This window comes from Streptomyces sp. NPDC042100 (assembly GCF_055582325.1).
Genome location: NZ_JBVJDK010000001.1, coordinates 223,721 through 236,771 on the forward strand (window position 1 = coordinate 223,721; position 13,051 = coordinate 236,771).

Annotated in this window: 10 protein-coding genes; 3 read left to right on the forward strand and 7 right to left on the reverse strand. The window is 74.3% G+C overall.

Annotation, left to right across the window (positions count from 1 at the left end):
• Nucleotides 1-17: 17 nt before the first annotated feature.
• The 4 genes from ACZ6J5_RS01120 to ACZ6J5_RS01135 form a co-directional block, all read right to left on the reverse strand.
• Nucleotides 18-866, reverse strand: a complete 849-nt coding sequence (locus ACZ6J5_RS01120; protein ID WP_469386396.1) for a 1,4-dihydroxy-6-naphthoate synthase — start codon at nucleotides 864-866, stop codon at nucleotides 18-20.
• Nucleotides 863-1,609, reverse strand: coding sequence for a futalosine hydrolase (locus ACZ6J5_RS01125; RefSeq protein WP_469387400.1), 747 nt, complete (start codon nucleotides 1,607-1,609; stop codon nucleotides 863-865). The genes ACZ6J5_RS01120 and ACZ6J5_RS01125 overlap by 4 nt, the downstream gene beginning before the upstream one ends.
• Nucleotides 1,606-2,085, reverse strand: coding sequence for a DUF2771 domain-containing protein (locus tag ACZ6J5_RS01130; RefSeq protein ID WP_469386398.1), 480 nt, complete (start codon nucleotides 2,083-2,085; stop codon nucleotides 1,606-1,608). Before ACZ6J5_RS01130 ends, ACZ6J5_RS01125 begins: the two co-directional genes overlap by 4 nt.
• A 198-nt stretch (nucleotides 2,086-2,283) precedes the next feature.
• Entirely contained in the window at nucleotides 2,284-3,663 is a 1,380-nt protein-coding gene (locus ACZ6J5_RS01135; RefSeq protein WP_469386399.1) for an MFS transporter, read from the reverse strand.
• Between the two features lie 335 nt (nucleotides 3,664-3,998).
• Here ACZ6J5_RS01135 and ACZ6J5_RS01140 point away from each other — a divergent pair, with 335 nt between their 5' ends.
• Nucleotides 3,999-4,922, forward strand: coding sequence for a DUF3027 domain-containing protein (locus ACZ6J5_RS01140; protein ID WP_469386401.1), 924 nt, complete (start codon nucleotides 3,999-4,001; stop codon nucleotides 4,920-4,922).
• Between the two features lie 140 nt (nucleotides 4,923-5,062).
• Nucleotides 5,063-8,302 (forward strand): sacsin N-terminal ATP-binding-like domain-containing protein, encoded by a 3,240-nt coding sequence (locus tag ACZ6J5_RS01145; protein WP_469386403.1) that lies wholly within the window; start codon nucleotides 5,063-5,065, stop codon nucleotides 8,300-8,302.
• Nucleotides 8,303-8,365: 63 nt separating this feature from the next.
• Here the strand turns inward: ACZ6J5_RS01145 and ACZ6J5_RS01150 are convergent, their stop codons facing one another.
• Nucleotides 8,366-10,780: an HAD-IC family P-type ATPase gene (locus ACZ6J5_RS01150; RefSeq protein WP_469386405.1), complete on the reverse strand. Its 2,415-nt coding sequence runs from the start codon at nucleotides 10,778-10,780 to the stop codon at nucleotides 8,366-8,368.
• 88 nt (nucleotides 10,781-10,868) lie between these two features.
• Entirely contained in the window at nucleotides 10,869-11,144 is a 276-nt protein-coding gene (locus ACZ6J5_RS01155) for a DUF2530 domain-containing protein (RefSeq protein ID WP_469386407.1), read from the reverse strand.
• A gap of 153 nt (nucleotides 11,145-11,297) precedes the next feature.
• On the opposite strand from ACZ6J5_RS01155, the gene ACZ6J5_RS01160 reads away from it, so the two are divergent.
• Nucleotides 11,298-12,743: an NCS2 family permease gene (locus ACZ6J5_RS01160; protein WP_469386409.1), complete on the forward strand. Its 1,446-nt coding sequence runs from the start codon at nucleotides 11,298-11,300 to the stop codon at nucleotides 12,741-12,743.
• Here the strand turns inward: ACZ6J5_RS01160 and ACZ6J5_RS01165 are convergent.
• Nucleotides 12,713-12,985: a hypothetical protein gene (locus ACZ6J5_RS01165; protein ID WP_469386410.1), complete on the reverse strand. Its 273-nt coding sequence runs from the start codon at nucleotides 12,983-12,985 to the stop codon at nucleotides 12,713-12,715. The two genes, ACZ6J5_RS01160 and ACZ6J5_RS01165, sit on opposite strands and share 31 nt — an antisense overlap.
• Nucleotides 12,986-13,051 lie beyond the last annotated feature (66 nt).

Sequence of the window (13,051 nt, forward strand, 5' to 3'; positions counted from 1 at the left end):
GGTCCGTACCGTCCCGGTCAGGGGAACCGCAGCGCGTCCGGGCCGAGGGGCGGTACGAGCCCTTCGGCCGCGGCGCGCGTGAGCAGCCCGCGCACCGCCGCGTAGCCGCTCTCGCCGAGGTCGGCGGTGAACTCGTTCACGTAGAGGCCGATGTGCTGGTCGGCCACCCTGGCGTCCATCTCCTGCGCGTGTTCCAGCACGTACGGCCGGGAGGCGGCCGGGTCGTCCCAGGCCATCCGGACCGAGCTCCGCGCCGACGCGGCGAGCAGCCGCAGCGTCTCCTCGCCCAGGGAGCGCTTGGCGATGATCGCGCCCAGCGGGATGGGCAGTCCGGTGGTGTGCTCCCAGTGCTCGCCCATGTCGGCGAGCGCGTGCAGCCCGTAGTCCCGGTAGGTGAAGCGGGCCTCGTGGATGACGAGCCCGGCGTCGACCTTGCCGTCCCGGACGGCGGGCATGATCTCGTGGAAGGGCAGCACGACGATCTCGCCGACCCCGCCGGGGACGACGTCCGCCGCCCACAGCCGGAACAGCAGATAGGCCGTCGAACGCTCGCTCGGCACCGCGACGGTCTTCCCGGTGAGGTCCGCCCCGGGCTCCCGGGTCAGCACCAGCGGGCCGCAGCCGCGCCCCAGGGCGCCTCCGCAGGGCAGCAGGGCGTATTCGTCGAGGACCCACGGCAGCACCGCGTACGACACCTTCAGGACGTCGTACGGGGCCCCGCCGCGCTCGGCCCAGCCGTTGGTGAGGTCGATGTCGGCGAAGGTCACGTCCAGGCGCGGGGCGCCGGGGACCCGGCCATGGGCCCAGGCGTCGAAGACGAAGGTGTCGTTCGGGCAGGGCGAGTAGGCGATCTTCAGCGTGGTCATGACGGGGACTCCGGCTCCTCGGGGGCGGTGACGGACGCGAGCACGCCCTCGTCGAGCAGCGCGAAGGCGTCCCGCAGCGCGCCGAGGGCCTCGCCGATGCGCCAGGCGGCGCGGTCGCGCGGGCCGACGGCGTTGGACACGGACCGGATCTCGGCGACCGGCAGGCCGTGGGCGGCGGCGGCCTCGGCCACCCCGAAGCCCTCCATCGCCTCGGCGACGGCCCCCGGGTGACGCGCCGCCAGCTCGGCGGCGCGGGCGGCGGTGCCGGTGACCGTGGAGACGGTGAGGACGGGCCCGACCGCGCAGGGCAGGCCGGCGTCCGCGAGGGCGGCCGCGAGCCGGGCGGCGAGCGCCGGGTCCACGGGGTGCGCCGAGCGGCCGAAGCCGAGCGCGTCGACGGGCAGATAGCCCTCGGGGGTCTCGGCCCCCAGGTCGGCCGCGACGACCGCGTCCGCGACCACGAGCGACCCGAGCGGGGCGCGCGGCGCGAAGCCCCCGGCGATCCCGGCCGACACGACGAGCGCGTACGGGGCGGGGGCACAGGCCAGGGCGGTCGCGGTGGCCGTCGCGGCGGCGGCCGGACCGACACCCGCGACGAGCACGTCGGCCCGCGGGTACCGGCGCAGCGCGAAGCCGCCGGGCAGCGGGCGCTCGCCCTCGCCCGGTCCGGCGGACGCGAGACCGGCGGCGACGGAGTCGGCCTCCGCCGCCACCGCGGTCACGACGAGGATCCGGTGGATCAGGACTTCTTCTTCAGCTCGAAGTGCCAGATGCCGGTCACGGTCTTGCCGGTGTTCTCGACGAGGGTGACCTGGGTCTGGTTGGTCGCCTCGCCGGACTGGCTGGAGAAGAAGGCGCTGGCCGGGATGGTCCGGTACGTCTTCTTGTACGGCTCCGGCTCGGCCTGCTGGCCGCCCAGGAAGATGGTCCAGCCGTTCTCGGCGATGTCCGGGTCGACGCCGAAACGGATCTTGTCGTCGGACTCGACGGTGATCGACTTCTCGGCCTTCTTGTTGAGGCAGGCCGAGATCTGCGACTCCTTGAGGGGGTCGCCGTCGTTGTAGCAGGCCGCCTCGGAGTTCACCGACTCGGTCCCGACCGTCACGGTCGCGAGCGGCGTCGGCTTGTCGCAGGCGGAGAGGACGAGGAGCCCGGCGGAGACGGCCCCGAGGGCCGCGACGGCCCGGCGGCGCTTGCGGGTGAGGAACGCAACGGTCATGGGCCGAAGGCTATCGGGCCGCCGCTCCGGCGCCACGCGGGGGTACGGCGCGCCGCCGGACCCGCCCGGATCGGCGCCGTCGCGGACACTCCGGCACCGGGGGTCCCGCGCCTGCGGCACCGGCGTCCCGCGCCGCGGCACCGGGGTCCCGCACCTCCGGCACCGGGCCCCGCGCCGCCGCACCGGCCGCCCGGCGCGCTACGCCACCCGCGCCTTCGCCGTCCCGTCGCGCTCCTTCTGCCGCCGGGCGGCGGCGAGCAGCCCCCGTACGGACAGCAGCGCGCCCAGTGCCAGGATCCCGGCCGCCACCGACATGCCCACCATCCCGTTCAGCGGCAGCGAGATCCCGATCCCGCCGCCCACCACCCACGCCATCTGCAGCGCCGTCTCCGAACGGGCGAACGCCGAGGTGCGCACCAGCTCCGGCACGTCCCGCTGGATCAGCGCGTCCAGGGACAGCTTCGACAGGGCCTGGGTCAGCCCCGCGACCGCGCCGAGCACCGCCACCATCACCCCGCCGAAGAAGACCGCCGTACAGATCGCGGTGGCCAGCACCGTCGACAGCATGGTGGCGATGATCACCTCGGGCCCGTGCCCCCGGTCCCGCAGCAGCGAGCCCATCGCCGTCCCGCACGCGTTGCCCACACCCGCCGCCACGCCCACGATGCCCAGCGAGACCGCCGCGCTCTGCCCCGACAGGGGGTGCACGCGCAGCAGGAACGCCAGGAAGAAGATCAGGAAACCCGACAGCATCCGCTGCGAGGCGTTCGCCTGGAGCCCGTGCAGCACCGAGGGGCCGACCGAGCGCAGGCTCGGCCTCTTCTCGCCGTGCGTCAGCAGATGGGCCCGCCGTTCACCCTTCGCGGAGTCCACCTTCGGCGGCATCCGCAGCGCCCAGAACGTGCCCAGCGCGAACAGCGCGGACGCCCCGTACAGCGGCCAGGCGGGCCCGATCAGCTGGAGCCCGGCGCCGATCGGCGCGGCGATGCCGGTGGCCAGCAGCCCGGCGAGGGTCACCCGCGAGTTCGCCTTCACCAGCGAGAAGCCCGGTGGGAGCAGCCGGGGCACGACGGCGCTGCGCACCACCCCGTACGCCTTCGAGGCGACGAGCACGCCCAGCGCCGCCGGATAGAGCTGGAGCCCGCCGGTGGCGACCGCGCCGGACATGGCGATGGCCAGCACCGCGCGGGTGAGCATCGCCCCGGCCATCGCGGCGCGCCGGCCGTGCGGGATCCGGTCCAGGAGCGGGCCGATCACGGGGGCGAGCAGGGTGAAGGGCAGCATCGTGATGCCCAGGTAGAGGGCGACCCGGCCGCGCGCCTCGTCGGTGGGCACCGCGAAGAAGACGGTGGTGGCGAGGGCCACGGTGATCATGACGTCGCCGGCGCCGTTCACCGCGTGCAGTTCGATCAGCCGGCCCAGGCCCGACTCGCCCGCGCCGTGCGCGTGCGTCGCCCGCCGGATGCCTCTGGCGGTGCCGGTGAAGGGCAGGCGGAGGGCGCGCCCGACCGCCCGGCCCGCTCGGCTGAGCGGCCCGGCATGATCGTGCGATCGTGCGGAAGACCGTGCGGCTGCCACTCCGCCATAGTGCCCCACGCGCCCGACGGACGAACCGTGGCGCGGCCCGGACGGGCTTCGGGATCGTCCGCGATGCGGGCCGTTTGGTACGGGCAGGTGGGCGGCGGGCGGCGGAGAGGGTAGCGTGCGTAGCGCGTCGCCGGCGGATGTTCTCGGCCGCGCGCCTCTTCGGCATCCCGCAGAATGGATGACGATAGGTGTGCCCGAGACGCGCGAGTCATGCCGGGCGTGGACGTCGATGCGGCCCTCTGGTCCGCTCCGCCCACGACCCGGGACTTCGCTCCCGCTCCTCGGCCGGCGCACCCGTGAGACGGCGTAGGAGAGAAGCGAGACCTGTGAGTGCTGCGACGACGCGAACCCCGCGTACCCCGCGAGCCACGCGTACCCCCGACCGCCTCTGCGTCGAGGCCGTAGAGCTCGCCCGCGAAGCCGCCGAGGAGGCCGCCGCCCCCGGCGTCGTCGGGGAGCACGTCGAGGCGGTCTCCGAGGGCGACCGGGTCGTCACGCACTTCTTCGAGTGCAAGGAGCCCGGCTACCGGGGCTGGCGGTGGGCCGTGACGGTCGCCCGCGCCTCCCGCGCGAAGAACGTCACGCTTGACGAAACCGTCCTGCTGCCCGGCCCGGACTCCCTGCTGGCCCCCGAATGGGTGCCGTGGAGCGAGCGGCTGCGCCCCGGCGACATGGGCCCCGGCGACCTGCTGCCCACCGAGCAGGACGACCTGCGCCTGGAGCCCGGCTACACGGGCGAGGACGCCCCGCCGCCGAACTCCGCGGTCTCCGAGGAGCTCGCCGACCACCTCGACGCCGAGGACGCGGAGATCACCGAGCGCGCCCCGTCCCGCGGCGCCCTCGCCTCGGTCGCCGAGGAGCTCGGGATGCGCCGCGCCCGGGTGCTGTCCCGCTACGGCCTGCACGTGGCCGCGGACCGCTGGGAGGAGGCCTTCGGGGCGAAGACCCCGATGGCCCAGGCGGCGCCCGCCACCTGCGTCTCCTGCGCCTTCCTGGTGCCCATCGCGGGCTCCCTGAAGCAGGCGTTCGGCGTCTGCGCCAACGAGTTCTCGCCCGCCGACGGGCGGGTCGTCTCGCTCGCGTACGGCTGCGGCGGGCACTCCGAGGCGGCCGTCATGCCGAAGCCGCCGCGCCCGGCGCCGCCGGTCCTGGACTCGATGGCCGCGGACGCGTTCCCGCTGCGCCCCGCGAAGGACTCCGGCTCCACCTCCGAGCCCGACACCGGTTCGGAGGACCTCGGCCACTCGTAGCGGTCACGGCCGCGGGGACCGGCCGCGGGGACCGGGCCCGGGGATTGCCCCCGAGCGCCCCCACGGCACCCGCGCCCCCGCGCGGGGCACGTCGCGGGGCGCGGTACCTTCGGGCACCGGCCCGTACCCCGTACCGCAGAGTGGAGTCAGACGTGAGCGTCAGCGTCAGGACGACGACCGACGGAACCGACCCCTTCGGTACCGCACGGCTCCGCAGAGGCGTGCTCGACGCGTGGGGCGCGGGACCCGCCCGCTTCCGCGAGGACGCCAACGCCGAGGAGGACCTGGCCCTCGGCGGCTACCGCGACCGGCTCGTCGTCGAACTCGCCCAGAACGCCGCCGACGCCGCCGCCCGCGCCGGCGTCACCGGCCGGCTCCGGCTCACCCTGCACCCGGCGGACCCCGAGGGCCCCGCCGTCCTCGCCGCCGCCAACACCGGCGCCCCGCTGGACGCCACCGGCGTGGAGAGCCTCTCCACCCTGCGCGCCTCCGCCAAGCGCACCGAGCGCGACACCGCGTCCGTCGGGCGCTTCGGCGTCGGCTTCGCCGCCGTCCTCGCCGTCTCCGACGAGCCCGCCGTCCTCGGCCGCCACGGCGGCGTCCGCTGGTCCCTCGCCGAGGCCCGCGAACTCGCCGCCGACGCGGCCCGGCACAGCCCCGGCCTCGGCGACGAACTGCGCCGCCGCGACGGCCACGTCCCCCTGCTGCGCCTCCCGCTGCCCGCCGAGGGCACCGCCCCCGACGGCTACGACACGGTCGTCGTGCTGCCCCTGCGCGACTCCGCCGCCGAGGACCTCGCCGAACGCCTGCTCGACGCCGTCGACGACGCCCTGCTGCTCGCCCTCCCCGGCCTCACCGAGGTCGTCGTCGAGACCGCCCAGGGCGTCCGCTCCCTGGTCCGGGACGAGCGCGACGGCTACGTCACCATCGCCGACACGGCCGACTCCGCCGCCGGGGCGCACCGCTGGCGGACCGTCAGCCACTCCGGACCGCTCGACCCTGACCTCCTCAAGGACCGGCCCGTCGAGGAGCGCCTGCGCCCGCACTGGTCCGTCACCTGGGCCGTCCCCGTCGACCCCGAGGGCGCCCCCCGCTACCCCCGCACCACCCCCGTCGTGCACGCCCCCACCCCCACCGACGAGCCGCTCGGCATCCCCGCCCTGCTCATCGCCTCCTTCCCGCTCGACACCGCCCGCCGCCACCCGGCCCCCGGCCCGCTCACCGACTTCCTCGTGCAGCGCGCCGGCGACGCCTACGCCGAACTCCTCGCCGACTGGCACCCGGTGACCCCCGCCGCCCTCGACCTGGTGCCCGGCCCGCTCGGCAAGGGCCCGCTCGACGGCGCCCTGCGCGCCGCCGTCCTGGAGCGGCTGCCCCGGATCGCCTTCCTCGCCCCCGCCACCCCCTCCGAGGACCTGGCCGCGCTGCGCCCCATCGAGGCCGAGATCGTCGAGGGCGCCGGCGCCGAGACCGTCGAGGTGCTGGCCGAGGTCTTCCCGACGCTCCTCCCGGCGGGCCTGGAACGCCGCGTGGAGCTGCGCACCCTCGGCGTCGGCCGGGTCCCGCTGACCGAGGCGGTGGACCGGCTCGCGGGCGTGGACCGGGCGCCCTCGTGGTGGTGGCGCCTGTACGACTCGCTGGCGGGCGTCGACCCGGACCGGCTCACCGGCCTTCCGGTGCCGCTCGCCGCGCCCGCCGAGCCCGCCCGGGACGCCGTCTCCGGCCCGTACGGCGACGAGGACGCCGTCCCCGGCCCGTACGGCGACGAGGACGCCGCCCCGCAGGCGCCCAGGGTCCGCACCACCATCGGCCCCCGCCAGGTCCTCCTGCCGCAGGAGCGCACCCCCGCCGAGCTCACCCGGCTCGGCCTGAAGGTCGCGCACCCGGAGGCCGCGCACCCGCTCCTGGAGAAGCTGGGCGCCCTCCCGGCCACGCCCCGGGCGGTGCTGACGACCCCGCAGGTCCGGGCCGCCGTCGCCGCCTCCCTCGACGCCGGGGAGATCTGGGACGAGGACGCCGACGCCCTGGACGCCGAGGAGCTCGCCGAGACGGTCCTGGCGCTGGTCCGGGACGCCGGCCTGGCCCCCGGCGACGAGCCCTGGCTGGGCGCGCTCGCGCTGCCCGACGAGGACGGCGAGACGGCCCCGGCGGGCGAGCTCGTGATGCCCGGCTCGCCGTTCGCCGCCGTGATGCGCGAGGGCGAGCTGGCCTTCGTCGACCAGGAGCTCGCCGACCGCTGGGGCCCCGGGCCGCTCGCCGCCTGCGGGGTGCTCGCCGACTTCGCGCTGGTCCGCGCCGCCGACCTGGTCCTCGACCCCGACGAGCTGGAGCCCCGCGAGGGCGACTACCCGGAGCCGGACGACGCCGGGCTCCTGGACGCCGTCGACGTGTGGTGCGAGGACGTCCTGGACCGGCTCCCGCACACCCCCGTGCCGCCGGTGGCGACCGAGATCGTGGCCGTCCGCGACCTGGACCTCGTCGACGACGACGCCTGGCCCCGGGCGCTGGCCATGCTCGCGCGGCCGCCGCTGCGGGACGCCCTGACCCAGCCGGTGCGGGTGCTGCTGCCGGACGGCACCACGGAGACCGTGCGCCCGTACACCGCCTGGTGGCTGCGCGACCACCCGGTGCTCGGCGGGCGGCGCCCCGCCGGGCTGCGCGCGGCGGGCACGGACCCGCTGCTGACCGGCCTGTACGACGCCGCCGACGCGACCGGCTTCGAGGACGAGCAGGTGCTGCGCGCGCTCGGCGTGCGCACCTCCGTCCCGGCGCTCCTGGACGAGCCCGGCGGCGCCGCCGAGCTCCTCGGGCGGCTCGCCGACCCGTCCCGCGAGGTGTCCGGCGCCCAGCTGCACGCCCTGTACACGGCGCTGGCCGGGCTCGACCCGGAGCAGGTCACCCTCCCCGACGAGCTGCGCGCGGTCGTGGACGGGGACCTGATCGTCGTCGACGCGGCGGACGCGCTGGTCGCCGACGCCCCCGACCTGCTGCCGCTGGCGACGGGCCGGCCGCTGCTGCCGGTCGCCCCGGAGCGGGCGGCGGAGCTGGCGGAGCTGTTCCAGGTGCGGCGGCTGAGCGAGGCGGTGGACGCCGGGGTCACGACGGCCGGCGAGGAGCACGAGGTGCCGGCGGCGGTGCGCGCGCTGCTCGGCCCGGGGACCCCCGCCACCTACGTGGAGCACGAGGAGCTGCTGGCCGCGGAGATCGAGCTGGACTGGCGGCGCACCCCCGACGGGGTGGTGCACGCCGCGACCCTGGAGGGCGTGGCCGCCGGTCTGGCCTGGGCGGCGGGGCAGTGGCCGCGCCGCTTCGAGGTGGCGGCCCTCCTGGAGGACCCGTCCCGGACGGCGGAGCTGGCCCGGGACCGCTGGTTCGACTGAGCCCGCCGGACACGGCGACGGGGGCCCGCGCAGGACGCGGGCCCCCGTCGCCGTGTCAGGGGTTCAGGCGGGGAACCTGCGTCCCACCCAGCGCCAGACGACCTCCAGCAGCGCCGAGGCCGCCGCGGCGATGGCGACCGCCGTCCACGGCATCGTGACGCCGACCAGCTTCAGGGCGAAGAAGCTCTGCAGCCAGGGCACGACGAGCACGAGCAGGAAGGCGCCGCCCATGGTCGCCACCAGGGCGATCCGCCACCAGGTGTAGGGGCGGGCGATGATCGCGAGCACCCACATGGAGACCAGGAAGAGCGTGAGGGTGGCCGCGCTGGTCTCGGCGTCGAGGGCGTCGGGCCCGGTGTAGTAGTGCCGGGCCAGCAGGTAGGTGACGAAGGTGGCGGTGCCCGCGATGACGCCGGCGGGGATCGCGTACCGCATCACCCTGCGGACGAAGTGCGGTTTGGCGCGCTCCTTGTTCGGGGCGAGGGCCAGGAAGAAGGCGGGGACGCCGATGGTCAGCGTGGACAGCAGGGTGAGGTGCCGGGGCAGGAACGGGTACTCGACCTGGGAGCAGACCACCAGGATCGCGAGCAGCACCGAGTAGACCGTCTTGGTGAGGAAGAGCGTCGCGACCCGGGTGATGTTGCCGATGACCCGGCGGCCCTCGGCGACCACCGACGGCAGCGTCGAGAAGGAGTTGTTGAGGAGGACGATCTGGGCGACGGCCCGGGTGGCCTCGGAGCCGGAGCCCATGGAGACGCCGATGTCGGCGTCCTTGAGCGCGAGCACGTCGTTGACGCCGTCGCCGGTCATGGCGACGGTGTGGCCGCGGGACTGGAGGGCGGCGACCATGTCGCGCTTCTGCTGCGGGGTGACCCGGCCGAAGACCGCGTTGGCGTCGAGGACCTCGGCCATGGCCTCGGGGTCGGCGGGCAGGGTGCGGGCGTCGACGGTGTTCTCGGCGCCGGGCAGGCCCAGCTTGCCGGCGACGGCGCCGACGGAGACCGCGTTGTCGCCGGAGATGACCTTGGCCGAGACGTTCTGGTCGGCGAAGTAGGCCAGGGTGTCGGCGGCGTCGGGCCGCAGCCGCTGTTCGAGGACGACGAGCGCGGTGGCGCGGGCGCCCTCGGCGACCTTGGGGGAGTCGAGCTCGGCGGCGGCGCGGGCCAGCAGCAGCACCCGCAGGCCCTGCTCGTTGAGCCGGTCCACCTCGGCGAGCGCCGGGTCGCCGGGCGGCAGCAGCACGTCGGGGGCGCCGAGCAGCCAGGTGGAGTTCTCGCCGTCGCCCTCGCTGAAGGCGGCGCCGCTGTACTTGCGGGCCGAGGAGAACGGCAGCGACTCGGTGCAGCGCCAGTCCACCGAGTCCGGGTAGGCGTCGATGATGGCCTGGAGGGAGGCGTTGGGGCGCGGGTCGGACTCGCCGAGGGCGCCGAGCACGGTGCGGACGTAGCTCTCGTCGGCGCCGCCGAGCAGGCGCAGGTCGGTGACGTCCATGCCGCCCTCGGTGAGGGTGCCGGTCTTGTCGAGGCAGACCACGTCCACCCGGGCCAGGCCCTCGATCGCGGGCAGCTCCTGGACGAGGCACTGCTTGCGGCCGAGCCGGATCACGCCGATCGCGAAGGCGACGGAGGTGAGCAGCACCAGGCCCTCGGGGATCATCGGGACGATGCCGCCGACCGTGCGGGCGATGGACTCCTTGAGGTCGTTGTTCTTGACGACGAGCTGGCTGATGATCAGCCCGATCGCGGTGGGGATCATCATCCACGTGACGTACTTGAGGATCGTGGAGATGCCGGTGCGCAGCTCGGAGTGGACCAGGGTGAAGCGGGACGCCTCCTCGGCGAGCTGGGCGGCGTAGGCCTCGCGGCCGACCTTGGTGGCGGTGAAGGCGCCGCCGCCGGCGACGACGAAGGAGCCGGACATCATCGGGTCGCCGGGCTTCTTGACGACCGGGTCGGCCTCGCCGGTCAGCAGCGACTCGTCGACCTCCAGGCTGTCGGCCTCGGCGACCTCGCCGTCGACGACGACCTTGTCGCCGGGACCGAGCTCGATGAGGTCGCCGAGGACGATCTCGGAGGTGGAGATCTCGGTGGCGGCGCCGTCGCGGCGGACGGTGGGTTTGGCCTCGCCGATGACGGCGAGCCCGTCGAGGGTCTTCTTGGCGCGCAGTTCCTGGATGATGCCGATGCCGGTGTTGGCGATGATCACGAAGCCGAAGAGGCTGTCCTGGATCGGCGCGACGAAGAGCATGATCGCCCAGAGCACGCCGATGATCGCGTTGAAGCGGGTGAAGACGTTGCCTCGGACGATGTCGGCGGTGGAGCGGGAGCTGCGCAGCGGGACGTCGTTGATCTCGCCCCGGGCGACGCGCTCGGCGACCTCGGCGGTGGTCAGGCCCGTGGGCCGGTGCACGACGGGTGGTCGCCCCGCCGCCGGCCCGGTGCCCTCGCCGTCGGTGTCGATCTTCGCCCGCTGAGTCATGCTTTCGACGGTACGGGGCGAAAGGGCGGGACACCCGCCGAGAAGTCCGAAGATCAGACCGGGGGAGGAGCGGAATGGTCCCCTGGGACTACGGGGCGGGGGGCGGGGTCGCCTCCTGGGCCGCGGCGTGCCGCTTGATGGCGGCGTCGCGCTTGCGCACGTACCAGATGCCGATCAGGCCGAGGCCCGCGCCGGCCAGGCAGGTCCAGACCCACCAGGTGAGGTCCCGGTCGTCGAACCACCCGTAGAAGGGGACCTGGACGAGGAACAGGACGAACCAGAGGATCGTGCCGCCCGTGATGGTGGCGACGACCGGCCCCTCAAGGGGTTCGGGTGCCTCGTGCTGGGGTGTCCACTTCGCCATGGGTCTCAGTCTAGGCGGCTCGTTTTCGTATCTACGCGCGGAGATGGACTCGCTCTCGTTCATGTGTTCATACTGAAACGGTTTGCCTCTGGCGGGTTCCATTCGTATGAACCGCCAAAAAGGACTTCTCTGAACCTCCGAAGAGGAACCCCCATGAGCTCGACGGCCCCCGCCAAGGCCACGTCCCCGGAGACCCCGCAGGGGCCCGTCTCCGGTCTCGACCGCTACTTCAAGATCTCCGAGCGCGGCTCCACCGTCGCCCGCGAGATCCGTGGCGGCTTCGCCACCTTCTTCGCGATGGCCTACATCATCGTGCTGAACCCGATCATCCTGGGCAGCGCGAAGGACATGTACGGCCACCAGCTCGACGGCGGCCAGCTGGTCACCGCCACGGTGCTGACCGCCGCCTTCTCGACCCTGCTGATGGGCGTCATCGGCAACGTGCCGATCGCGCTCGCGGCCGGTCTCGGCGTCAACACGGTCGTCGCGCTCCAGCTCGCGCCCAAGATGTCCTGGCCGGACGCGATGGGCATGGTCGTGCTCGCCGGTCTGGTCGTGATGCTGCTGGTCGCCACGGGTCTGCGCGAGCGGGTCATGAACGCCGTACCGGTCGGCCTGCGCAAGGGCATCGCGATCGGCCTCGGCCTGTTCATCATGCTCGTCGGCCTGGTCGACTCGGGCTTCGTCTCCCGGATGCCGGACGCCGCGCACACCACGGTCCCGCTCCAGCTCGGCTCGAACGGGCACCTCATGGGCTGGCCGGTGCTGGTCTTCATCCTGGGCACGCTGCTGACCCTGGCCCTGATCGTCCGCAAGGTGCCGGGCGCGATCCTGATCTCCATCGTCGTGATGACGATCGTCGCCATGGTGATCAACGCCGTCGCCGACGTCCCGTCCTGGGGCCTGACCACCCCGGAGTGGCCCGGCAGCCCGGTCTCCTCGCCCGACTTCGGCCTGGTCGGCCAGGTCAGCCTGTTCGGCGGCTTCTCCAAGGTCGGCGTGCTGACCGGCGTCCTCTTCGTCTTCACCGTCCTGCTGTCCTGCTTCTTCGACGCCATGGGCACGATCCTCGGCGTCGGCGACGAGGCCAAGCTGACGGACAAGGACGGCAACTTCCCCGGCATCAACAAGGTCCTGCTGGTCGACGGCCTCGCCGTCGCCTCCGGCGGCGCCACCTCGTCCTCCGCCACCACCTGCTTCGTGGAGTCCACGGCGGGTGTCGGCGAGGGCGCCCGCACGGGCCTGGCCTCGGTGGTCACCGGCGCGCTGTTCTCGGTCGCGCTCTTCCTGACGCCGCTGGCCACGATGGTGCCCTCGCAGGCGGCCACCCCCGCGCTGCTGGCGGTCGGCTTCCTGATCCTGGCCGGTTCGATCAAGGAGATCGACTGGAGCGACTTCACGATCGCCGTGCCGGCCTTCCTGGCGATGATGATGATGCCGTTCACGTACTCGATCACCAACGGCATCGGCGTCGGCTTCATCACCTTCAGCGTGCTGCGTCTCGCGGCCGGCCGGGGCCGCGAGGTCCCGGTGGCGATGTACGCGGTCTCCGCGGTCTTCGTCTTCTACTACGCGATGCCGGCGCTCGGCCTGATGTGAGCCGCGCGGGGGGTCGCCGCGGCCGGACCGGTGTCGGCCGCCTCGTCCCCCGCGTCCTCGGCGTCCCTCCCGTAGAACCTCTCCGTCTCGTCGACGGCGGTCTTGAACCGCTCGTCGAAATCCTCGCGAATGAGCGTCCGGACGACATAGTCCTGGACGCTCATTCCGCGTCTGGCGGCATGCCCGCGGAGCCGTTCGAGCAGCTCTCCGTCGAGGCGCAGGCTGAACACGGTCGAATCCATGCCCGTCAGGGTCGCGCCACGGAAGCCCTCCGTGCGTCGCTTTCCGGATGGCTCTCACCCGTTCGG

Bases quoted from the DNA above. Each gene is read 5' to 3' on its own strand.
- ACZ6J5_RS01120 (WP_469386396.1), bottom strand. From the start codon at position 866: ATGACCACGCTGAAGATCGCCTACTCGCCCTGCCCGAACGACACCTTC.
- ACZ6J5_RS01130 (WP_469386398.1), bottom strand. From the start codon at position 2,085: ATGACCGTTGCGTTCCTCACCCGCAAGCGCCGCCGGGCCGTCGCGGCC.
- ACZ6J5_RS01150 (WP_469386405.1), bottom strand. From the start codon at position 10,780: ATGACTCAGCGGGCGAAGATCGACACCGACGGCGAGGGCACCGGGCCG.
- ACZ6J5_RS01155 (WP_469386407.1), bottom strand. From the start codon at position 11,144: ATGGCGAAGTGGACACCCCAGCACGAGGCACCCGAACCCCTTGAGGGG.
- ACZ6J5_RS01160 (WP_469386409.1), top strand. From the start codon at position 11,298: ATGAGCTCGACGGCCCCCGCCAAGGCCACGTCCCCGGAGACCCCGCAG.
- ACZ6J5_RS01165 (WP_469386410.1), bottom strand. From the start codon at position 12,985: ATGGATTCGACCGTGTTCAGCCTGCGCCTCGACGGAGAGCTGCTCGAA.